Source organism: Pseudomonas sp. AP3_22 TE3818, assembly GCF_053628995.1.
In genome coordinates this window covers 6431780-6452956 of the sequence record NZ_JBRJHL010000001.1, presented here as the reverse complement: position 1 = coordinate 6452956, position 21177 = coordinate 6431780, and the positions used below count along the sequence as shown (strand labels likewise).

Here is a 21177-nt window from a genome sequence, read left to right as displayed (position 1 = left end):
CACCCATGTCCCAATCGTCTATTGCTGCCGCTTCCTCGAACGCTGCCCGCCGTGGCAGCGCGACTTCGCGGCGAATCCTGATCGGCCTTGGCTGGCTGATTTTTGCGTTGTTCCTGCTGCTGCCGCTGTTCATCGTGGTGTCCCAGGGACTGAAGCTCGGCCTCGGTGCGTTCTTCACCGCGATCTTTGAGCCGGACGCGCTGTCGGCACTGAAACTCACGGTCATCGCCGTACTGATCTCCGTGCCGCTGAACCTGGTGTTCGGCGTCAGCGCTGCGTGGTGCGTGAGCAAGTACTCGTTCCGCGGCAAGAGCATGCTGGTGACGCTGATCGACCTGCCGTTCTCGGTGTCGCCGGTGATCGCCGGTCTGGTCTATGTGCTGATGTTCGGCGCCCAGGGCCTGTTTGGCCCATGGCTGCAGGATCACGATATCCAGATCGTCTTCGCCCTGCCGGGCATCGTGTTGGCGACGATTTTCGTCACCGTGCCGTTCGTGGCCCGTGAGCTGATCCCGCTGATGCAGGAACAAGGCACTCAGGAAGAGGAGGCTGCGCGCCTGCTCGGCGCCAATGGCTGGCAGATGTTCTGGCACGTCACCGTACCCAACATCAAATGGGGCCTGATCTACGGTGTGGTGTTGTGTACTGCGCGGGCCATGGGTGAATTCGGTGCGGTGTCGGTGGTGTCCGGGCACATTCGCGGGGTGACCAACACCCTGCCGTTGCACGTCGAGATCCTCTACAACGAATACAACCACGTGGCCGCGTTCGCCGTGGCGAGCCTGTTGCTGATCCTGGCGCTCTTCATCCTGCTGCTCAAGCAGTGGAGCGAAAACCGTATTAACCGCCTGCGCGCCAGCGCCGCGGAGGAATAATTCATGTCGATCGAAGTGCGTAACGTCAGCAAGAATTTCAACGCGTTCAAGGCGCTGGACAACATCAGCCTGGACATCCAGAGCGGCGAACTCGTCGCGTTGCTCGGTCCGTCGGGCTGCGGCAAGACCACGCTGCTGCGGATCATTGCCGGTCTGGAAACCCCGGACAAGGGCAACATCGTGTTCCACGGTGAAGACGTTTCCGGCCACGACGTGCGCGATCGCAACGTCGGTTTCGTGTTCCAGCACTACGCCCTGTTCCGCCACATGACGGTGTTCGACAACGTCGCGTTCGGCCTGCGCATGAAGCCGAAAAACCAGCGCCCGAGCGAAAGCCAGATCGCAACCAAGGTTCACGAGCTGCTCAACATGGTGCAACTGGACTGGTTGTCGGATCGCTACCCGGAGCAACTTTCCGGTGGTCAGCGTCAGCGCATTGCCTTGGCCCGGGCGCTGGCGGTGGAGCCGAAAGTGCTGCTGCTCGACGAACCGTTCGGCGCCCTCGACGCCAAGGTTCGCAAGGAGCTGCGCCGCTGGCTGGCGCGTCTGCACGAAGACATCAACCTGACCTCGGTGTTCGTGACCCACGACCAGGAAGAAGCGATGGAAGTCGCCGACCGTATCGTGGTGATGAACAAGGGTGTGATCGAGCAGATCGGCTCACCGGGCGACGTCTACGAAAACCCGGCCAGCGATTTCGTTTATCACTTCCTCGGTGATTCGAACCGCCTGCACCTGGGCGAAGACAACCACGTGCTGTTCCGCCCGCACGAAGTGTCGCTGTCGCGCCATGAACTGGACGATCACCACGCGGCTGAAGTGCGCGATATTCGTCCGCTGGGCGCGACAACACGGGTGACGTTGAAGGTCGAAGGGCAGAGCGATCTGATTGAGGCCGAAGTGGTGAAGGATCACGACAGCCTGATCGGGTTGGCGAAGGGGGAGACGCTGTTCTTCAAGCCGAAGGTCTGGCAGAAAGTCGCCAACATCTAAGGCAAAAGCTTCGCGAGCAAGCCCGCTCCCACATTGGATTTGTGAACGACGCAAATCAGTGTGGGAGCGGGCTTGCCCGCGAATGCGATCTAGACAGCGGCACGCTTCGGATTGATCCGCACCCCACCCGCCCGCGCCTCGATCTGCTCTTTGAGCTCATGCCGCATCCCCAGCATGAACGCCAGTTCCGCCACCACAAACAACGGCCCGACAATCAACCCGGTCACGTCATCGACAAAGGCCGGTTTGCGCCCTTCGTAGTGATGGCCGACAAACTGGATCGCCCAACCGATCACGAACATCGCCACACCGCTGCCCAGCCAGACCAGCGTGCCTTGCTGTGCCAGCGCATGACCGGCCCACACGCATAGCCCGAGCAACACGGTCATCAACACGCCCAGGCGCAATTCCAGGCGCAGGTAAAACCACACCGATGCCAGCGAAACGAGCACCGCCGGTGACAGCCACAGGCCACCCAGCGACCACTGCGGCCGGGACAGCAACACCGCGACGGCGACCACGATCAGCGGAATACCGATAAAGTGCGATGCAATATTGCGCGGGTCACGGTGGTAGGCGGCGTATTGACTGAGGTGGTCGACGAGGCTTTTCATTGTTGTTCTCCTGTGGGGGTGATTGATCATGCCCCGGGGCCACTTCCCGCTCTGTCAGCCAGGCGACAATCTCTAGGAGTTTTCATGGATATGCAGGTCTGGCGCCCACGCCTGATGAGCGGTCAGTGGTTCAGTCATTTACCTGATTCCCTACAGGATAGTCTGCTGTCGGCGGCCAGGCTGCGGCGCCTGTCGCCGGGCCAGCGGCTGTTCAAGCGTGGCGATCCGCCCTGCGGCCTGTACGCGGTGCTAGAAGGCGCGGTACGTGTCGGTGCCGTGAGCGAGCAGGGCAAGGAAGCCTTGCTGAGCCTGGTGGAGCCGCCGCACTGGTTCGGCGAGATCTGCCTGTTCGATGGCCAGCCACGCACCCACGATGCCTACGGCGTGGGCCCGTGCACACTGCTGCACATTCCCCAGAACACCTTGCTGACGTTGCTCGACGAGCATCCGCAGCACTGGCGACAACTGGCGTTGCTGATGAGCCAGAAACTGCGCATGACCTTCATCAACCTTGAGCAATTGAGCCTGCTGCCGGCCCCGGCGCGGCTGGCGCACCGCTTGCTGATGATCGCCGAAGGCTATGGCGAGACCACCCCGCCGCGGCGCGTCCTGCAACTGCCCCAGGAGCAGCTTGCCGCCATGCTGTCGCTGTCGCGCCAGACCACCAACCAGATTCTCAAGGAGTTGCAGGGGCAGGGGGTTATCGGACTGAGTTACGGCGAAATCGAAATCCTCGATGCTGCTCGTTTGCGGGAACTGGCCACGATCTGACGGTGAACCCCGAACCATTGTGGGAGCGGGCTTGCTCGCGAAGGCGTCAGGTCAGGTATATCAATTTCAACTGATACACCGCTTTCGCGAGCAAGCCCGCTCCCACAGTGGTCTTTTGTGAACTTCAGATCTGTGGTTAACCGAACAACCCTGTAGGAGCGGGCCAGACCAGCCAACTCACCTTCCGGATCAATCACCGCAACCCATCCCGAAACTGCCCCGGCGTCATCCCCGTCCAGCGCTTGAACGCGCGACTGAAGCTGCTGGTATCGGCAAACCCGAGCAGATAACTGATTTCGCTCAGTGACACCTGCGGGTCCCGCAGGTGCAACAGTGCGAGGTTTTCGCGGCTTTCGTTGAGCAGCGTATCGAACCGGCAGCCCTCGTCCGCCAGGTGCCGTTGCAGGCTGCGCAGGCTCAGGTGCAGGGCCTTGGCGATGTGTTCGGCGCTGGGTTCGCCTTCAGGCAGTTGTTCTTCAATGGCGTCGCGGACCTTGCGCTCCCACGTCAGCGGCTTGAGTTGCGCCAGGGTACGCTTGAGCACGGTTTCGTTGTGTTCGGCCAGCTCCGGGTTGGCGTCGTCCAGGTGGCTGTCGAAGTCGACGAGGGCGAATTCCAGCCGGTCTTCCTCGGCGCCGAAGTGCACGGGCGAGCGAAAGACTTTATGCCATTGATGCGCGTCTGCCGGCTCCGGGCGGCGCAAGTAAGTCGCCAGCGGTGCGTAGTCGCGGCCCAGGCGATTGCGGCAGGTGCGTACGTAAATCGCCATGAACGCATCGATGGCTTCGAGGGCCGGGGCGGGATTGCCCGCGGGGATTTTCAGGCGGAAACGGTAGCGATCCTCGGCGCGGGTCAGTTCCAGCTCCAGGGCATCGCTGACCACCTGGTGATAGCGCACGATGCGCTCGAACACTTCCCGCAGGCTGCCGCTGGCCACCAGCGCGTAACCCAGCGCGTGGAAGGTGGTCGGGCTGACGAAGCGCGAAACCCGCAAGCCGATCGCCGGGTCGCCGCTGGCCTGCACCGCCAGATTCCACAGGTGTGTGGTGCCGGACAGTGGGTAGCGCGCGTTCGGGTCGTCCATCAGTTGAGGGTCGAGCCCCGATTGCTGGCACAGGGCGGTGCTGTCAATGCCAAGGGCATCGAGTTGCTTGCGCAGGGCGCGGGTCCAGCTGGCGAGGGAGGTCGGTTCAGTCATGCTGATTGGCGCTTCCAGTCAACAGGTTGGCGTTCACGGCTACCGCATTGCGAGGTTCCGCAAGGCAGGATGCAACCATCAATAACCAGAGGATGGAAGCATGGACCGTACTTCTGCAAGCCCCCAACGACTGAATGCAGCCCAACGATCAGCCCATATCCGTGAAGTGGTGCTGGCCAGAGGCGTCGAGCTGCGTGAGCAATACCCGATTCTCAAGCATCAGGACGCCCTCGGCGCAGGCATTCTGACCTTCGCCATCGCCGGTATGGTCGGTTCGGGGGCGCTCTACATGACCGGGCACATGGCCTGGTGGGCGTGCCTGTTGCTCAACGCTTTTTTTGCCTCGCTGACCCATGAGCTGGAACACGACCTGATCCACAGCATGTACTTTCGCAAGCAGAAAGTGCCGCACAACCTGATGATGGGATTGGTCTGGCTCGCCCGGCCGAGCACCATCAACCCCTGGATTCGCCGCCATCTGCACCTCAATCACCACAAGGTGTCGGGCTCTGAAGCCGACATGGAAGAACGCGCCATCACCAACGGCGAGCCTTGGGGCTTCGCACGCTTGTTGATGATTGGCGACAACATCATGTCGTCGTTCATCCGCATGTTGCGGGCCAAGACCTGGGCCATGAAGTTCAGCATCATTTACCGCACGCTGAAGGTCTACGCACCGCTGGCACTGATGCATTGGGGGGCGTGGTACGTGTTTCTCGGTTTCCATGCAGCGAACGGCGTTGCGCACCTGATGGGCGCACCGATCGAGTGGTCGGCGACGACGTTGTCGGTGATGCAGGTGATCGACATCGCAGTTGTCGTGATCATTGGCCCGAACGTGTTGCGCACCTTCTGCCTGCACTTCATCAGCTCGAACATGCATTACTACGGAGACGTGGAACCGGGCAACGTGATGCAGCAGTGCCAAGTACTCAATGCCCCGTGGCTGTGGCCGCTGCAGGCGTTCTGCTTCAACTTCGGCAGCAGTCACGGGATCCATCACTTTGTGGTGAAGGAACCGTTCTACATCCGCCAGTTGACCGTACCGGTGGCGCACAAGGTGATGCGCGAGATGGGTGTGCGGTTCAATGACTTCGGTACGTTTGCGCGGGCTAACCGGTTTGAGCGCAGGGAGACAGTTGAAGGGCAAACCGTGGAGGGTGTGCGGGTCTGATGGCCTCATCGCTGGCAAGCCAGCTCCTACAAGGACCGCGCACATCCTGTAGGAGCGGGCTTGCCAGCGACAGCAATCTTTCAGGCAACCTCAATCCGGCTGAAACGGCGACTCACTCAGTATCACCCCGGTCTCATCCACATACCGCTGCCAATGCTCGATCAAGGCACTGAGCCTCTGCGGCTGGCTCGACGCCAGGTCATGAATCTCCCCCGGATCACTGCCCAGGTCATACAGCTGCCAGGTCGCCGGTCCAACGGGCCCGGGGATGTACACCGCCTTCCATTGCCCCTGGCGGATCGCCCGCCGACCGAACAATTCCCACCCGGTCACCGTGTGCTCGTCATGCACGTGCGCCGTCTCGCCCGACAGGAACCCCAGCCACGACTTCCCGCGAACTGGCGCCACGGGTTTGCCGTGCCATTGCTTGCCCGGATGGCGCACGCCGGCCAGGTCGAGAATGGTCGGCGTGATGTCCATCACCGTGCCGAACCCATGGCTGATCTGGCCCTTGAGCGGCAGCTGCGGATAGTGCACCAGCGCCGGAACGCGAATCCCGCCTTCGGTGGTGAAGGCCTTGAACAGTCGCGACGGCGCGGTCGCCACTTGCGCCCAGTTCGGTCCGTACCAGACGTAGGAATTGGCCCGGCCAATATTGTTCAGGCTGTTGTCGTAGTGTTGGTTGAGATAGGTCAGCAACTGCGGGCCGAATTTCGGAAAGGCCTCCAGCAACGCCCCTTCGGCGCCGTTATCGGACATGAACAGGATGAAGGTGTTGTCCAGTTGTCCCTGCTGGCGCAAGTAATCGACGACACGCCCGATGTTCCAGTCCATGCGCTCGACCATCGCCGCATACACTTCCATGGCCCGCGCAGAAATCTGCCGCTGTTCATCACTCAACGCATCCCACTGTGCGCTCAGTTGGATCAGGGGATGCGGCTCGACATCGGCCTCGATCAATCCCAGCTTCTTGAGTTTTTCCAGGCGTTCCAACCGCAGCACTTCAGGGCCGGCGTCATAGCGCCCGCGGTATTTTTCCACCACCTCGGCCGGCGCCTGCAGTGGCCAGTGCGGTGCGGAAAACGGCAGGTAGGCGAAGAACGGCCGGGTCTGGTCGCGCTCATTGAGGTATTGCAGCAGCTTGTCGCCAAAGGCGTCGGAAGAATAAAAATCCCTCGGCAGCTCGTCGATGAACTGGTCGTCTTCGATATACAGCGCCGGCGTGGATTTCAGCAGCCGTGGTGTCGTTTCATCGTAGGTCGGCTCGAAGCCGTAATGGTTGGCCGCACCGGGCAACAGCGAAAACGAACGCTCGAAACCCCGGGCGTGGGGCGCCCGTTCTGCGGTCAGGCCCAGGTGCCATTTGCCGCTCATCAACGTCTGATAACCTGCCTCGCGCAGCAGCTCGGGCAGGGCGACCACGCGGTCGTTCAAGTGCCCTTCGTAGCCTGGCTTACCGATCAGGTCCGGGGTCAGGGCTTCGGCCATGGTGCCGATGCCGGCGATGTGGTGATCGGTGCCGGTGAGCAACATCGAACGGGTCGGCGAGCAGGTCGGTGCGGTGTGGAAATCGGTCAGGCGCAGGCCATTGTTGGCCAGGGCATCGAGGTTCGGTGTATTGATTTCGCCGCCGAAGGCGCCAAGGTCGGAAAAGCCCAGGTCATCGGCCAGGATCACTAAAAAGTTGGGACGTTGCGGCATCAAGCATTTCCTTTTTCAGTAGGCAATGAAGGACAGCGGCAGATCGCGGACCTGCACCGGCACGGGGGGCTGGTAGTGACCGTCGCTGGTGAGTTCGTGAAGCAGTTCTTCGCGCAACTGGTGGAAGTCGAAACTGCTGCGCTGGCGCGGATGGGGCAGGGCAATGTCGACCACTTGCTTGATCCGCCCGGGTCGCGGCTCCATCACCACCACGCGGTCGGCGAGGAAGATCGCTTCCTCGACATCGTGGGTGACCAGCACTGTGGTGATTTTTGCCCGCGCGCGGATCGCCAGCAGTTCGTCCTGCATCTGCTGGCGGGTCAGCGCATCGAGGGCGCCGAAGGGCTCGTCCAGCAGCAGAATCCGTGGGCTGGCCACCAGGCCGCGAGCAATGGCCACGCGCTGCGCCATGCCGCCGGAGAGTTGGTGCGGATAGGCGCGGGCGAAGTCGCCCAGGCCCACCAGCTCGATGAAGTCATGGATACGCTGGTGCTTTTGCGCGGCGCTCAATGGCTCGTTGACCAGGCCCAGACCGATGTTGTCGGCCACGCTCAGCCACGGGAACAAACGGTGTTCCTGAAAGACGATGCCGCGCTCGCCACCGATGCCGCTGACGGCTTTGCCGTCGACGCTTATCTGCCCGCGAAATTGCCTGTCGAGGCCAACCAGCAGCCGCAGCAAAGTGGATTTTCCGCAACCGCTGGAGCCGACGATGGCGACGAATTCGCCCTCGGCGATGTCCAGGTTGAATTCGCGAATGGCCTCCAGTTCGAAGCCGTCGACGTCGAAGGTCTTGCCCACGTGATTGAAGCTGACAATCGGTGCGTTCATGCGTGTCTCCAGCGAGTGGCGCGGATTTCCAGGCGTTGGCCAATGAGGTTGAGCAGGGCGCCGGTCAGGCCCACCAGCAGCATGCCGGCCATGATCAGGTCCATGCGCAGCAGTTGCTGGGCGCCGATCATCTGGCTGCCGATGCCGCCGTTGGACGGCATGAAATATTCGGCGCCGATGGTGCCGAGCCAGGCGTAGATCAGGCTCAGGCGAAGCCCTGCGAAAATCCCCGGCGCGGCGCCCGGCAACACCAGTCGACCGAGGCGCTGGGGCAGGTTCAGGCGCAACACCTGCGCAGCCTCGTTCAGTTGTGGCGAGAGATTGACGACGCTGCGTTGGGTGGCGATGAACAGCGGGAAAAACGCGGCGAGGGCGACGAACACCCACTTGGCCAATTCCCCCAGGCCGAACCACGCGGTGAGCAGCGGCACCCAGGCGAAAATGGCGATCTGGCGGAGGGCGGCGAGGGTCGGGCCGAGCACGCGTTCACTGGTGCGCGACAGTCCCAGCAGCAGGCCCAGAGCAAAGCCGAGCCCGCCACCGAGCAGTAACCCGCCAAGGGTTCGGCCCAGACTCAGGGCCATGCCGCCAATCAGCGTGCCGTCGAGCAGGCCATGCCAGGCGGTGTGCAGGACGGCCAGCGGGCTGACCAGAATGTTCGGGTCAATCCACTGCTGATCCGAGCTCAGTTGCCACAACGTCAGCAGCGCCAGTGGCAGCAGCCACGGTTGCAAACGTTGCCAGCCTTGATAACGCGGCCCGCGACGGATTTCGGCGGTGGCCGGGTGCGGCCAGTGCACCAGCGTCCTGTCCAGCAGGCCGATGCCGCGGTCCATCGCCATGCCGATCAAACCGATCACCACGATGCACACGAAGACGATGTCGAGCATGAACAACTGGCGTGCCCAGACCATCAGGTAGCCGATGCCTTCGCTGGACGCGAGCAGTTCGACAGCGAGCAGCGAGGTCCATCCGGCGGCCAGCGCAAGGCGCACACCGGCCATGAAGGCCGGCAGTGCGGCGGGCAGCACCAGGCGGCGGATCAACAGGTGCCCGGGCAGGCGCAACACGGCGGCGGCTTCGCGCAGCCTGGGTTGCGCATCGCGCACGCCGACCAGTGTGTGCAGGGTCACCGGCACCACGATGGCCTTGATCAGCACCACCAGTTTCAGCACTTCACCGATGCCGAAAAACACCATGAACAAGGGAATCCAGGCCAGGGTCGGGACTTGCGCCAACCCGGCGAAGGTGGGAAACACCAGGCGTTCGAGCGTACGACTGAAACCCAGCGCCGCGCCCAATACCGCACCGACACTGATCCCCGCGAGCAGGCCCCAGGACAAACGTTGCAGGCTGATCCACAAATGGCTCCACAACTCGCCCTGGGACAATTCAACGGCGCTGCTCCAGACCAGGGTCGGCGCCGGCAGGATCTGCTCGCTCATCCATTGGTTACGGCTGGCGATCCACCACAGCGCAAACAGGCTGAGGGGCAATAGCCAAGGCAAGAGACGCTGGCTCAGCGTCGGCCAATGCCGTCGACCATCAAGCCGGGGTGCGGCCAGCGGCAGGCTGAGCAGGGAAACACGGGCCATGGGGCAACCTCCGTTGTCGGAATGGGTGCGTCTTAAACAACGCAGACTCTCTGTAGGAGCTGGCTTGCCAGCGAGGCGGTGTGTCTGACCGACCGGGTTGTCCGGGATCGCTGGCAAGCCAGCTCCTACATATATGTGTTTTTGATCTATAAAATATTAATTAAATGCTATTGAGAGATAAGAGAGACCATTTAAGGCCTTACGGTCGACGTGCATCCAATGCATTCGAAGAATATTTTCGATGCTGCCAAGGCATACCTGGCGGAGAGGTCCGCCGGTGTTGATATAGATCCATATGGTCTAAAAATGTGAATTTATAGTATTTAAGTGTTGGTTCTGATTCGGCCTACTTTCGGCTCATCAACGCCCGTTGCCCCAAGGAGCCGTACCCATGAACCTTCCCTTCAAACGTGTCATCAGCCTGTTCGCTGCACCGGCCCTGGCGGCTCTGCTGGCCTTCACGGCCAACGCCGGTGAGCTCAAGGAAATCCGCATCGCCGTGCCGGACCTGAGTGCCGGTACCCAGCACAGCGGTGGCGGTGTAGTGGATGTGTTGCGCGATCAACAGATCTTCGAAAAGGCCTTTGCCGAGCAAGGCATCAAGATTCAGTGGAGCTTCTTCAAGGGCGCAGGCCCGGTGATCAACGAGGCGTTCGCCAACGGTCAGGTGGACCTGGCCTACCTCGGCGACCTGGCAGCCATCATCGGCAAGTCCAATGGCCTGGATACGCGATTGCTCAGCGCCTCGGCGCGCGGGGTGAAGCACTACCTCGGCGTGGTACCGGGTTCGGGGATCAAGACCCTGCAAGACCTCAAGGGCAAACGCGTGGCGATCTTCCGTGGCACGGCCAGCCAGTTGTCCTTCGATGCGGCGCTGGCCAGTCAGGGGTTGAGCGAGAAGGATGTGAAAGTCATCAACCTCGACTTCAACGCGGCGGTGGCGGCGCTGGCGGCGAAGCAGATCGATGCTTCGTGGGGTGGTTCGGGGCTTACCGCATTACAGGCCAAGGGACTGGCCGAGTTGCCTTTGACCACCAAGGACCTGGGCGGCGCCGGCAGTGTGCAGGCCGTGTTGGTGGGGACCGGGAAGTTTGTCGATGCGCACCCGGAGGCGGTGGCGAAACTGCTCAAGGCCCAACAGCAGGCCGTGGAGTGGCTGACCCAGGACAGCAACAAGGACGCCTACATTCAACTAGTGTCCGGGCTGGCGAATTATCCGGCGGTGATCCTCACGCAGGACCTGAAGGATCAGAAACTGAGCGAGGTGTTCCCTTCGACACTTGACCCGGTGTTCCTTGGCAAATTGCAGGATGCCGTGGACCTGGCTTCGCAGCAGAAGCTGATTCGCAAGTCGTTCAAGGTAAGCGATTGGGTGGCGCCGGAGTTGGCTGCGGCAAAACTTTGAATCTCTAGCGTCAATTCGGACGCTTTCGCGAGCAAGCCCGCTCCCACACTGGTTCTGCGCCGTACACAAATTTTGTGTTCGCGGAAAATCAAATGTGGGAGCGGGCTTGCTCGCGAAGAGGCCCTAAACCGCGACGCTGACTTGCTGCCTGTCCACCGCCACCAACGTCTCGATCATCGCCCGTGCCGCCGGCGACAACCGGAACCCGGTGCGGCTGACAATCCCGCACCGCGCATTCATGCTCTCGATGTTCTGCGGCAAATTGCGCCAGTGCAGCAGCACCAGCGCACCCTGGGCAATGTCTTCGATGAACGCCTCTTGCGTGCCCACGCCGATGGCGTTGGATTGCAGCACCACCTTCACCAGCGCCGGAAAATGTTCGGTCTCGAGGGTCGGCGAAAAATCCACCCGTCCACTGAGGTTCGCCAGCAGTTTGCGAATGCCTGGCGGGATCTTTGTGGTCGCCAGCGGGTAATCGAACATGTCGTTGGTCGACAGGCTCTCCTTGGCCAGCAGCGGATGCCCCGGACGGCAGAAAAACACACCGCGCTTGGGCGTCAGCGCCTGGGTCTGGAAGTTCGGGTCGGACTCGAAATGGCGGATGTCGGCGATGAAGAATTCGATCTCCTCACGGCTCAGGGCGCGGCTGAGTTTTTCCCAGTTATCCACTTCGAAGCAGGTGCGCACTTTCGGGTGTGCATTGATGAATTGCGCCACCGCCTCCGGCACCAGTTTTACCGCCGGTGCCGGGCCGCAACCGAAGCGCAGTTCACCGGCATCGAGCTTGGTCATCTGCGTCACTTCCGAGCTGAGCAGCGCCGCACCCTGCACCAGGCTGCGGGCATGTTGCAGCACCACCAGGCCTTCGGGGGTGGGGCGCAAATCCTTGTTGCCACGGTCCACCAACACGCAGCCGAACTCGTGCTCCAGCCCCTGGATGCTGCGGCTGAAGGCCGGTTGGGTAATGCCCATGGCCTCGGCCGCGCGCACGAAACTGCGGTGTTCGTCGAGGGCGATGAAGTAACGCAACTGGCGAAGATCCATATGCTTTTCCGGCATCCTAAAAATAGCTCGAAGGCATTTGCGACGAGGGTTGACTGAGGTTTTAAATGCAACCTCTTATTCCGTCAACGAAGCATGTTGATATCTATTAGATCTAAATAGAATATAGATAGAGCAGTGTTTCGCGGCCGGTTCAACCGCAAGCAGTCTGATGAGGGTCTACCCATGAGCAATGCCGCTTTCGCAGTACAACCCGCTGTTCACACGCTTGAAATCCATCCGGTGGCCGGTCGCATCGGTGCCGAAATCCGTGGCGTACAGCTTTCCGGCGAGTTGGATGCCGCCACCGTTGAAGCCATTCAACAGGCGCTGCTGCAATACAAAGTGATCTTCTTCCGCGAGCAGACCCAACTCGACGATCAGCGCCAGGAGGCGTTTGCCCACCTGCTCGGCGAGCCGGTGGCGCACCCGACCGTGCCGGTGCGTGAAGGCACGCGTTTTCTGCTGGAACTGGACGGTGCCGAGGGCCAGCGTGCGAGCTCCTGGCACACCGATGTGACCTTCGTCGAGGCCTACCCCAAAGCCTCGATTCTGCGCTCGGTGGTGGCCCCGGCTTTCGGTGGCGACACCCTGTGGGCCAACACCGCTACCGCCTACAACGGGTTGTCGGAGGAGCTGCGTGAGCTGGCCGACAAACTGGTCGCCGTGCACAGCAACGAATACGACTACGCCGGCACCCGGCCGGACGTTTCGGCGGAGAAGCTGGAGCGCTATCGCAAGGTCTTCACCTCGACGGTCTACGAGACCGAACACCCGGTGGTGCGCGTGCACCCGATCAGCGGCGAGAAGAGCCTGTTGCTGGGGCATTTCGTCAAACGCATCAAGGGCTATTCCCAGGCCGATTCGGCGCACCTGTTCGGGTTGCTGCAAAGCCATGTGATCCGCCAGGAAAACATCGTGCGCTGGCGCTGGAAGGCCGGTGACGTGGCGATCTGGGACAACCGCTCGACCCAGCATTATGCGGTGGATGACTACGGGACCCAGGACCGGATCGTGCGCCGTGTGACGCTCAAGGGGGAAGTGCCGGTGGGTGTGAACGGGCAGGTCAGCCAGACCGTGAAAGGGCCGGATATCGACGGCGTCTGAGCCGACGCCTTCGCGGGCAAGCCCGCTCCCACAGGGGATCTCCAGTGTTCACACGGTCAGTGTGGGAGCGGGCTTGCTCGCGAAGGCGGCCTGGCAAGCAACAAAGAATTTCTTTTGATCGGGAACCCGTCTTATGAGTCCGTTGCATTTCGCCCCAACCCACTCTCCACAACGGCTCAAACGCCTGCCCCTGGCTCTGCTACTGGCAGGCAGTGCCAGCTGGACCCAAGGCTATGCGGCCGAAAGCGCCAGCCCTGAAACCACCCCGGCAAAAACCGCCACGGCCGACAATACCCAACTGGCAACCGTGACGGTCACGACTCGCCGCCGCGAAGAAAGCTCGCAGGACGTACCCACCCCGATGAGCGTGGTCAGCGGCCAGACCCTGGAAGCCCAGCGGGTCTATCGCATCCAGGATTTGCAGCAACTGGTGCCCAGCGTCAACGTCGCCTACATGCATGCGCGCCAGTCCAGCGTGTCGATTCGTGGCCTGGGCAATAACCCGGCCAGCGATGGCCTGGAAGGCAGTGTCGGCCTGTACCTCGACAACGTTTATCTCGGCCGGCCGGGCATGGCTGTATTCGACCTGATGGACATCGAGCAGCTCGAAGTGCTGCGCGGTCCGCAAGGCACCTTGTTCGGCAAGAACACCACCGCCGGCGTGATCAACATCAGCACCCGCGCGCCGACCTTCACCCCGGAACGCAGCATCGAGTCTTCGGTGGGCGAGGATGGCTACTTCCAGACCAAGGGCACGATTTCCGGCCCGCTGAATGACCAGCTCGCCGGGCGCTTTTCTGCGTATCGCACCCGCAGCGACGGCGATATCAAGAACGAATTCGACGGCCACGATTTGAACGGCGGCTCGCGCGATGGCTTCCGTGGCCAGTTGCTGTTCAAGCCGAACGAAGCGTTCAACCTGCGCTGGATCGGCGACTACAACGAAGAAGATTCCAGCGCCGGCACCCGCGTGTTGTTCAACAGCGGGCCGACCATCAATGGCACCAACCTCTACCAGACCCGGGCCAATGCCGCGGGCGCGACACTGGTCGATGGCACCCACCGCAAGGTCAACCTGAACAACGACCAGCATGTCACCGTGCATCAGGGCGGCACGTCGGTGGAGGCCAACTGGACGCTGCCGAGCGACTTCACCCTGACGTCCATCAGCGCCTATCGCTGGTGGAATTTCACCCCGCGCAATGATGACGGCCTGAACGCCACCGTCTTCTACAACGCCGGGGTTTCGGTGGAGGACAAGCAGTACTCCCAGGAGTTTCGCCTGGCGTCGCCTACAGGCGGGTTCTTCGATTACGTGCTCGGCGCCTATTACTTCGGCTCCGACCTGGACAACAAATCCTTCACCTTCTACGGGCCGCAAGCGGATATCTGGAGTGGCACGCCCAACGGTGCGCTGAACAACATCGACAGTGTCGGTAACGGGCATATCGAAACCAACAGCTTCGCGCTGTTCGCGCAGGGTACCTGGCACCTGACCGAACGCCTGGATTTCACTGCCGGCCTGCGCGGCACCTATGAAGAGAAAAACGCCTGGGTGACCCGCAATGCGCCCGCCGGTGGTGCCGCAGTCACCGGCGCGGCGGCCGCGGCACGACGTGCTCGTGCGGGGGCCTACGATTCCGGCGATCTGAACCAGTACAGCTCCAGTCCTTCGGGCCTGTTGAACCTCAGCTACCACCTCACCGACGACCTGCTCACCTACGCCACGTTGTCCCACGGCGAAAAATCCGGTGGGGTCAACCTGGCCGTCGGTATGGCGCCGGTGGCCGGTGCCGACTCGTTGCTGATCGGCACCGAGCGCGCCAACAATGCCGAGCTCGGCTTCAAGAGCACCCTGTGGGACCGTCGCCTGCAACTCAACGCCAACCTGTTCTGGACCCAGGTCAACGGCTATCAGACCAACGCCTACGACGACGTCAATCGCGTGCAGTACCTGACCAACGCCGGTTCCGTGCGCTCCCGTGGCGTGGAATTCGAAAGCACCCTGATCCCGCTGCGCGGCCTGACGCTGAACATCAACGGCTCGTACAACGACGTCAGCTACCTCTCCTACAAGGATGCACCGTGCCCGCCGGAAGTCAGCCTGGCGCCAGGCGCTCCGCCGTCTTGCGACCTCAGTGGCCATCAAGTGGTCGGCGCCTCGAAATGGATCGGCAATGCCAACGGCGAATACAAGTGGAACCTGAACAACGGCTTCGAGGAGTACGTCACCGCCAGCTATGCGTTCCGCTCCAAAGCGGTGGGCACGGTGGAAGACTCCGACTTCGGGCAGATCCCGAGTTATGCGGTGGTCAACCTGTCCACCGGTCTGCGCGGCGACTTCAACCAGGGGCAGTGGGACGTTTCGTTGTGGCTGAAAAACGCCTTCGACAAAACCTACTACACGACGCTGTGGACAGCCGCCAATGGTGGTTATGAAGGCCTGCTCGGTACACCACGCACGCTTGGTGTGACCGGCCGATACGACTTCTGACGGCGAAAAAGCATGCTTCGAATGAATACTTTCAATGCCCGAAAAGCATCGGATTTTTTCCGTTGCGCCAGAGCCCTTGAACGGCGGGCTCTGGCGGTGGGTTGAGGGTTTTATTTATTCGTTCAGGTTCTAAATATAAATTTAAACATTACTTTAAGAACTAAGCGTTCAAGCCAATGATTGCTCTACCGGGACGTCGTCGGGGGATGTTCAGCACGACGTTCCGGTTATCCGCAAAGAGACCGCAGGGAGTTAAAGAATGGGCAATGTCCAGATCGCCGCCGGTGCACATGAGGTGCTTTGGCGCCAGGTACCCGGTGGCGAATTGGTCGACCTCGGCCGACCGCACCGCGTGCCCTTGGGGCAGTTGCGTTTGCAGCGAGCCCCCAAAGGCGTCCTTCGCCGGCGTGAAGCAATCGTGCTGGGCATGCTGGCGTTGCTGGTGCATGGCGCGGTGATCTATTGGGTCAATCAGCAACCGACCCCGGTGCTGCCGATCGTGCCGCCAGAAGTCCCGCCCATGACCATCGAATTTTCGCGTCCAGCGCCACCGGTGGTCGAGCCGCCGCCACCGCAACCCGTACAACCCGTGGTTGAGCCGCCACCGCCTGTGGAGGATGAACTGGCGGTGAAGCCGCCTCCACCGAAGCCGGTTCCCAAGCCAAAACCGGTCGCCAAACCGCTACCGAAACCGGCGCCAAAAGCTGTTGAGCAGCCACCCACGCCAGCGAAGCCGGCAGCACCCGTCGCGGCCCCGGCACCACCTGCACCACCGGCCCCTGCGCCTGTGACACCGGCCTCCGCCACCGCCGGCTACTTGAAAAACCCGGCGCCGGAATACCCGTCGCTGGCCCAGCGTCGCGGCTGGGAAGGCACGGTGTTGTTGCGTGTGCATGTGTTGGCCAGCGGCAAGCCCGGCGAGATTCAGATCCAGAAAAGCAGCGGTCGCGATGCGCTGGACGACGCCGCGCTGAACGCGGTGAAACGCTGGAGTTTCGTGCCGGCCAAGCAAGGTGATGTCGCCCAGGACGGCTGGGTCAGCGTGCCCATCGATTTCAAGATTCATTAAACAGAAACCAATTTCGCGCGAAACGTTTACACGAGGAATACATCATGACGTTACTGGCCTCTCCACTTGAATCCATCGAAAGCGCGGTGATCTGGCTGCTGGTGGTTTTTTCCGTAGCGACCTGGGGCCTGGCATTGCTCAAGGGCGTGCAGTTCGGTCGCCTGAAGGCACAGGATCGAAAGTTTCATCAGCAGTTCTGGGCCGCTTCGAGTCTCGACTCGGCGGCCGAACTGAGCGAAACCCGGCCTGGCGCGGCAGCCCGGGTGGCGCAGGCCGGTTATGCGGCCATCCAGGTGGGCGAGACGCCACAGGCGGCGGACTTGAGTCAGGCGATCAACCATCAGGATCGCCTGGAGCGAGCCTTGCGACAGCAGATCGTGCGCGAGCGCCGGTCGCTGGAAACCGGGTTGGCCGTGCTCGCGAGTATTGGCAGCACCTCGCCGTTCATTGGCTTGTTCGGCACGGTGTGGGGAATCATGGAAGCGTTGAAAGGCATCAGCGCGGCGGGCTCGGCAAGCCTTGAAACGGTCGCCGGGCCGATTGGCGCGGCACTGGTCGCTACGGGCGTGGGGATCGCCGTCGCGGTGCCGGCGGTGCTGGTTTACAACTACTTTTTGCGTCGCTTGAAACTGACGGCGGCGGATCTGGATGACTTCGCCCATGACTTCTACAGCCTGGCGCAGAAGAGTTCGTTCCGCGTGCTGATCCACCCGACGGCGCACAAGGCGGCAGCTCAGGGCAACGCACAGAAAGTGAAGGAGGCGTCCTGATATGGCCTTCTCCACGCAAGACACCGATGAGGTGCTCAGCGAGATCAACGTGACGCCGCTGGTGGATGTGATGCTGGTGTTGCTGGTGGTGTTCATCGTCACTGCACCGCTGCTGACCAACGCCATTCCGATCAACCTGCCCAAGACCGAGGCGGTGGCGCCGGTGGAGCAGAAGGACCCATTGGTGGTGAGCATCGACGGTGCCGGCAAACTGTTTATCAACAAGGACGAGATACAGCCGGACTTGCTGGAGTTCAGCCTCAAGTCGGCGAAGGCCAAGGACCCCGAGGTGCGCGTGCAGTTGCAGGCGGACGATGGTGTGAATTACGGCGAGGTGGCGCGGGCCATGGCATCGATTGAACGGGCAGGGATTACCAAGTTGTCGGTGATCACTGCGCGTTAACAGATTTTCGTTTTCCGGGGCCGTCTCCTTGGCAGGGTGCGGCCCCTTTTTTATTCCGAATAAATCCCAAACCTGTAGGAGCTGGCTTGCCAGCGATGAGGCCCTGACATTCAGCATCGACGTTGACTGTTAAACCGCTATCGCTGGCAAGCCAGCTCCTACAGGTTATGTGTTTTATATTCGATACAGATCTTAATAAATAGCTTCTTATTCCTTAACGAATATAACTCTCCTCCCTATACTCGACCGGGAACAGACACACAGCAGGAGAGCTCCCCCATGCGCAACGAATCAATTCGCTACCTGATTGTGCCGGGCTGGCAAGGATCGCCAGAAGATCATTGGCAAAGCCACTGGCAGAACAGCCTGCCGAACAGCGCACGGGTGGAGCAGGCCGACTGGCTGACGCCGCGACGTGAAGACTGGGTCGCGGCGCTGGCCGAGGCGATTGCCGCCGACAGCACGCCGGTCATCCTGATCGCCCACAGCCTGGGTTGCATCACCGTCGCCCATTGGGCGGCTACCGCGCCTGTGCAGTTCTTGCGTCAGGTGCGCGGTGCCCTGCTGGTCGCACCGGCGGATGTCGAGCGTCCGGCCTGTGCGCCGGCCTTGCGCAACTTCGCGCCGATCCCGACGGACCTGCTGCCATTTCCGAGCCAGGTCGTCAGCTCCGACAACGACAGCGCCGTCAGTGCGTCGCGAGCCCTGGAGCTGGCGCGCAACTGGGGTGCCGAGGCGGGGATTCTGGCGGGGGCGGGGCATATCAACGTGAAGTCCGGTCACCAGCGTTGGGAGCAGGGTTTTGCCTATCTCTATCGCCTGCAAAACCGCATGGAACACCACGCCCTGCGCCGCGCTTGAACACTTTCTTTATTTAACGCCCCCGTCTCCCGGCGGTTTTGGGCGCGGAGTCTGCCATGAGCTTTGAAACCTTCGGTCAGCCGCTGCTGACCTTTCCCGACGCCGAAAAAAGTCCCCTGAGCATCCGCGCCAAGGCGCTGGTGTTTGTCGACCCGCGTTCGCGGCAATTACGTGAAAACCTTGAGCAACTGGCCACGCGTTCAGTCTCGGTGCTGATCCGTGGCGAAACCGGCACCGGCAAGGAGTTGCTGGCCCGTCATATCCACCGCGCCAGTGATCGCGGCGGGTTGTTCGTGTCGGTCAACTGCGGCGCCATCAGCCCGACCTACGCCGACGCCGAGTTGTTCGGCTATGCGGCGGGCAGCTACAGCGGCTCGGCGAGCAGTCGTGCCGGCTGGTTCGGCTCGGCCAACGGCGGCACGCTGTACCTGGACGAAATCGGTGACCTGCCGCTGCCGATCCAGATCAAGCTGCTCGCTGCCCTGGAGAACCATGAAGTCACCCGCGTCGGTGCTCAGCAACCGAGCCCGGTGGATGTGCGGCTGGTCGCGGCCACCAGCATCGATCTGGCCCAGGCGGTGGCCGTCGGAAAATTCCATGAACGGCTCTATCACTACCTCAGCGAAGGCCCGCTCGAACTGCCGGCGCTGCGCGAGCGTACGGGAGACATCCTGCCGCTGGCCGAATACTTCCTCGGCATCTACAGCCAGCGCCTCGACCTGCCGGTGCCGCTGATCAGCGAAGCGGCGCAGCTTGTGCTGGAACGCCACAGTTGGCCGGGCAATACCCGGGAGCTGGAAAACATCATTCACTTTGCGCTGCTGGTGAGTACCGGTGATGAAATATTGCCGGAGCATTTAAATCTTTCGATTGTCCGGCCATCTCCGATTCTTATACAAGGATGGATAGATCAACTTGTTCAACACGGAGATATCGCTGAAGTCCAGGCGCTGAAAAAATATTTTACAAGCATCAATATATAAGTGCTTTTATTGGCTTTATAACGAAACCAGGCAATTGATGATTGCCTGGTTTTTTGTGGGCGCTGATTCTTGCTGTTATATTTTGTACTATTTGCAGTGTGGCTGTAACAATTTTCTGTTTTGTGGGTTGATAGGTTTTGACATATCTTCTTATTTCTCCCTGGATACATTGATATCCGTCATTGTTAAATATTATATGAAAAAAGGATTTTTCTGTGAAGTTTGTTGGAAATAATGCTGCGATAGCTCCAGGTGTCGACGATGAGTTGAAAGATATCAATCCCCTTGTCGAGGGTTATATGTCTGCAGATCCGGGGATGGCGCCCCAGTCTTTTCAAGAGGCTGATTCTCCTGAGTGGATAGACCTCAAACGACTTCAGGTTTTCTCGACTTCGGGCGGAAATATAATTTACGCCAATGGGTATCAGCAGTTGAAGTTGATGGTAGTTGGGCAAGTTGTAGACCATGGGGGAAAGGCAGTAGAAATATTAAAAAGCGAGTTAGACAGTATTCAACTGCTGGATGCCTATTCCGGCAAAGCCCTGCCGATAGACAATATTCGGGATGGCGAGGAGCTGGCGTGGAAGTGCACGCTGGAGCGACGCTTGCCATACGAGCCGTTTCCTCACACGGGTGAACTGCATGGCCCGGTTGTGCGGGGGAAAGCCATCTTTCTCAAGGCGTTCTACATCAGCAGCAACTCTCCCGAGCCCATCAAACTAATTGCGACCATTACCCGTTCGGATGGGGAGACGTTCTATTCGGAAGAAACCTCGGAATTCGGTGAAATAAACCTGAGGACCGTTCCACCGCCGATCTATCGAAAAGAACAGTTCAGGGTCAAACGACTATCCGGAAACTGGAGACCGACAGAGAACGTTACCAAGGTTGATCGATATGTTCTGGACCTGTTGGTGGATCAGCACCATATAAAATTCGTCAGTTGCTCAATTACCGGCGTGTTGCATGCACGTAGTGAACATCCAGACTTTCTCGGGTATTACGCCGTTGGCTACTTTAAAGGGCTAAAAGCTAATCATGGCGCGGAGGTCTCCTGGGAAACAGCTGATCAACTTGCGACTGACCATGAAGAGCAAGGAAAAGTCACATTTTTGATGCATTTTGCCAAGAAGGGCGGTACGTCTCAGGTCCGGTATGATCATTTGTTGGTGAAGATGTTTGTTCGGGATATGTATGGGAACAGACATGAAATTGACGTCGCGATGAACACCGAAAATCCTTCGATGATCGAAGTTGTTTAATTTTACTGTGTCTGCAAAGTCAAGGAATGA

General features: G+C 60.6%; 19 protein-coding genes. 13 read left to right on the top strand and 6 right to left on the bottom strand.

Annotated elements, in window-relative coordinates; genetic code table 11:
- Window positions 1-5: 5 nt before the first annotated feature.
- Window positions 6-875, top strand: coding sequence for a sulfate ABC transporter permease subunit CysW (gene cysW, locus AB7M25_RS29265; RefSeq protein WP_007972954.1), 870 nt, complete (start codon window positions 6-8; stop codon window positions 873-875).
- A 3-nt stretch (window positions 876-878) separates the two neighbouring features.
- On the top strand, window positions 879-1868 hold the full coding sequence (locus AB7M25_RS29260; RefSeq protein WP_429387405.1) for a sulfate/molybdate ABC transporter ATP-binding protein: 990 nt from the start codon (window positions 879-881) through the stop codon (window positions 1866-1868).
- Window positions 1869-1957: 89 nt separating this feature from the next.
- Here the strand turns inward: AB7M25_RS29260 and AB7M25_RS29255 are convergent, their stop codons facing one another.
- Window positions 1958-2482, bottom strand: coding sequence for an Mpo1 family 2-hydroxy fatty acid dioxygenase (locus AB7M25_RS29255; RefSeq protein ID WP_454238320.1), 525 nt, complete (start codon window positions 2480-2482; stop codon window positions 1958-1960).
- An 84-nt stretch (window positions 2483-2566) separates the two neighbouring features.
- Between AB7M25_RS29255 and AB7M25_RS29250 the strand changes: the two genes are divergently transcribed.
- On the top strand, window positions 2567-3253 hold the full coding sequence (locus tag AB7M25_RS29250; RefSeq protein ID WP_429387411.1) for a Crp/Fnr family transcriptional regulator: 687 nt from the start codon (window positions 2567-2569) through the stop codon (window positions 3251-3253).
- Between the two features lie 193 nt (window positions 3254-3446).
- Here the strand turns inward: AB7M25_RS29250 and AB7M25_RS29245 are convergent, their stop codons facing one another.
- Window positions 3447-4451: an AraC family transcriptional regulator gene (locus AB7M25_RS29245; protein ID WP_429387414.1), complete on the bottom strand. Its 1005-nt coding sequence runs from the start codon at window positions 4449-4451 to the stop codon at window positions 3447-3449.
- 100 nt (window positions 4452-4551) lie between these two features.
- On the opposite strand from AB7M25_RS29245, the gene AB7M25_RS29240 reads away from it, so the two are divergent.
- On the top strand, window positions 4552-5625 hold the full coding sequence (locus AB7M25_RS29240) for a fatty acid desaturase (protein WP_429387417.1): 1074 nt from the start codon (window positions 4552-4554) through the stop codon (window positions 5623-5625).
- A gap of 90 nt (window positions 5626-5715) precedes the next feature.
- On the opposite strand, the gene AB7M25_RS29235 is transcribed toward AB7M25_RS29240, so the two are convergent.
- The 3 genes from AB7M25_RS29235 to AB7M25_RS29225 are packed head-to-tail and all read right to left on the bottom strand — an operon-like array spanning window position 5716 to window position 9752.
- Window positions 5716-7326 carry an arylsulfatase gene (locus AB7M25_RS29235; protein ID WP_454238319.1) on the bottom strand — a complete coding sequence of 537 codons (1611 nt, stop codon included), beginning with the start codon at window positions 7324-7326 and terminating at the stop codon, window positions 5716-5718.
- A gap of 15 nt (window positions 7327-7341) precedes the next feature.
- A complete protein-coding gene (locus AB7M25_RS29230; protein WP_429387422.1) occupies window positions 7342-8157 on the bottom strand; it encodes an ABC transporter ATP-binding protein in 816 nt (271 codons plus the stop codon).
- On the bottom strand, window positions 8154-9752 hold the full coding sequence (locus AB7M25_RS29225; protein WP_454238318.1) for an ABC transporter permease: 1599 nt from the start codon (window positions 9750-9752) through the stop codon (window positions 8154-8156). Before AB7M25_RS29225 ends, AB7M25_RS29230 begins: the two co-directional genes overlap by 4 nt.
- Before the next feature lie 391 nt (window positions 9753-10143).
- On the opposite strand from AB7M25_RS29225, the gene AB7M25_RS29220 reads away from it, so the two are divergent.
- Window positions 10144-11157, top strand: a complete 1014-nt coding sequence (locus AB7M25_RS29220; RefSeq protein WP_454238317.1) for an ABC transporter substrate-binding protein — start codon at window positions 10144-10146, stop codon at window positions 11155-11157.
- 123 nt (window positions 11158-11280) lie between these two features.
- Here AB7M25_RS29220 and AB7M25_RS29215 read toward each other — a convergent pair whose 3' ends face one another.
- Entirely contained in the window at window positions 11281-12201 is a 921-nt protein-coding gene (locus AB7M25_RS29215) for a LysR family transcriptional regulator (protein ID WP_454238316.1), read from the bottom strand.
- A 183-nt stretch (window positions 12202-12384) separates the two neighbouring features.
- On the opposite strand from AB7M25_RS29215, the gene AB7M25_RS29210 reads away from it, so the two are divergent.
- From AB7M25_RS29210 to AB7M25_RS29175, 8 genes are all read left to right on the top strand, one after another.
- The gene (locus AB7M25_RS29210; RefSeq protein ID WP_454238315.1) at window positions 12385-13305 is read left to right on the top strand and encodes a TauD/TfdA dioxygenase family protein; all 921 of its coding nucleotides are present in this window, start codon (window positions 12385-12387) and stop codon (window positions 13303-13305) included.
- 133 nt (window positions 13306-13438) lie between these two features.
- On the top strand, window positions 13439-15799 hold the full coding sequence (locus AB7M25_RS29205; protein WP_454238314.1) for a TonB-dependent receptor: 2361 nt from the start codon (window positions 13439-13441) through the stop codon (window positions 15797-15799).
- A gap of 259 nt (window positions 15800-16058) precedes the next feature.
- Entirely contained in the window at window positions 16059-16868 is an 810-nt protein-coding gene (locus AB7M25_RS29200) for an energy transducer TonB (protein ID WP_429518370.1), read from the top strand.
- 44 nt (window positions 16869-16912) lie between these two features.
- Window positions 16913-17638 (top strand): MotA/TolQ/ExbB proton channel family protein, encoded by a 726-nt coding sequence (locus AB7M25_RS29195; protein ID WP_429387436.1) that lies wholly within the window; start codon window positions 16913-16915, stop codon window positions 17636-17638.
- 1 nt (window position 17639) lies between these two features.
- Window positions 17640-18041 carry an ExbD/TolR family protein gene (locus AB7M25_RS29190; protein ID WP_102701888.1) on the top strand — a complete coding sequence of 134 codons (402 nt, stop codon included), beginning with the start codon at window positions 17640-17642 and terminating at the stop codon, window positions 18039-18041.
- A 279-nt stretch (window positions 18042-18320) separates the two neighbouring features.
- Window positions 18321-18902, top strand: a complete 582-nt coding sequence (locus tag AB7M25_RS29185) for an alpha/beta hydrolase (protein WP_429387438.1) — start codon at window positions 18321-18323, stop codon at window positions 18900-18902.
- A gap of 56 nt (window positions 18903-18958) precedes the next feature.
- Window positions 18959-19885 (top strand): sigma 54-interacting transcriptional regulator, encoded by a 927-nt coding sequence (locus AB7M25_RS29180; protein ID WP_454238313.1) that lies wholly within the window; start codon window positions 18959-18961, stop codon window positions 19883-19885.
- A 215-nt stretch (window positions 19886-20100) separates the two neighbouring features.
- Complete coding sequence (locus AB7M25_RS29175) at window positions 20101-21147, top strand: hypothetical protein (RefSeq protein ID WP_429387443.1); 1047 nt, start codon at window positions 20101-20103, stop codon at window positions 21145-21147.
- Window positions 21148-21177 lie beyond the last annotated feature (30 nt).

What these genes read in the sequence shown, in the direction of transcription:
- AB7M25_RS29235 (WP_454238319.1), bottom strand. Translation starts at nt 7,326, where the DNA reads ATGCCGCAACGTCCCAACTTTTTAGTGATCCTGGCCGATGACCTGGGC.
- AB7M25_RS29205 (WP_454238314.1), top strand. Translation starts at nt 13,439, where the DNA reads ATGAGTCCGTTGCATTTCGCCCCAACCCACTCTCCACAACGGCTCAAA.
- AB7M25_RS29225 (WP_454238318.1), bottom strand. Translation starts at nt 9,752, where the DNA reads ATGGCCCGTGTTTCCCTGCTCAGCCTGCCGCTGGCCGCACCCCGGCTT.
- AB7M25_RS29215 (WP_454238316.1), bottom strand. Translation starts at nt 12,201, where the DNA reads ATGGATCTTCGCCAGTTGCGTTACTTCATCGCCCTCGACGAACACCGC.
- AB7M25_RS29195 (WP_429387436.1), top strand. Translation starts at nt 16,913, where the DNA reads ATGACGTTACTGGCCTCTCCACTTGAATCCATCGAAAGCGCGGTGATC.
- AB7M25_RS29190 (WP_102701888.1), top strand. Translation starts at nt 17,640, where the DNA reads ATGGCCTTCTCCACGCAAGACACCGATGAGGTGCTCAGCGAGATCAAC.
- AB7M25_RS29210 (WP_454238315.1), top strand. Translation starts at nt 12,385, where the DNA reads ATGAGCAATGCCGCTTTCGCAGTACAACCCGCTGTTCACACGCTTGAA.
- AB7M25_RS29185 (WP_429387438.1), top strand. Translation starts at nt 18,321, where the DNA reads ATGCGCAACGAATCAATTCGCTACCTGATTGTGCCGGGCTGGCAAGGA.
- AB7M25_RS29255 (WP_454238320.1), bottom strand. Translation starts at nt 2,482, where the DNA reads ATGAAAAGCCTCGTCGACCACCTCAGTCAATACGCCGCCTACCACCGT.
- cysW (WP_007972954.1), top strand. Translation starts at nt 6, where the DNA reads ATGTCCCAATCGTCTATTGCTGCCGCTTCCTCGAACGCTGCCCGCCGT.
- AB7M25_RS29245 (WP_429387414.1), bottom strand. Translation starts at nt 4,451, where the DNA reads ATGACTGAACCGACCTCCCTCGCCAGCTGGACCCGCGCCCTGCGCAAG.
- AB7M25_RS29200 (WP_429518370.1), top strand. Translation starts at nt 16,059, where the DNA reads ATGGGCAATGTCCAGATCGCCGCCGGTGCACATGAGGTGCTTTGGCGC.
- AB7M25_RS29220 (WP_454238317.1), top strand. Translation starts at nt 10,144, where the DNA reads ATGAACCTTCCCTTCAAACGTGTCATCAGCCTGTTCGCTGCACCGGCC.
- AB7M25_RS29260 (WP_429387405.1), top strand. Translation starts at nt 879, where the DNA reads ATGTCGATCGAAGTGCGTAACGTCAGCAAGAATTTCAACGCGTTCAAG.
- AB7M25_RS29230 (WP_429387422.1), bottom strand. Translation starts at nt 8,157, where the DNA reads ATGAACGCACCGATTGTCAGCTTCAATCACGTGGGCAAGACCTTCGAC.
- AB7M25_RS29240 (WP_429387417.1), top strand. Translation starts at nt 4,552, where the DNA reads ATGGACCGTACTTCTGCAAGCCCCCAACGACTGAATGCAGCCCAACGA.
- AB7M25_RS29250 (WP_429387411.1), top strand. Translation starts at nt 2,567, where the DNA reads ATGGATATGCAGGTCTGGCGCCCACGCCTGATGAGCGGTCAGTGGTTC.
- AB7M25_RS29180 (WP_454238313.1), top strand. Translation starts at nt 18,959, where the DNA reads ATGAGCTTTGAAACCTTCGGTCAGCCGCTGCTGACCTTTCCCGACGCC.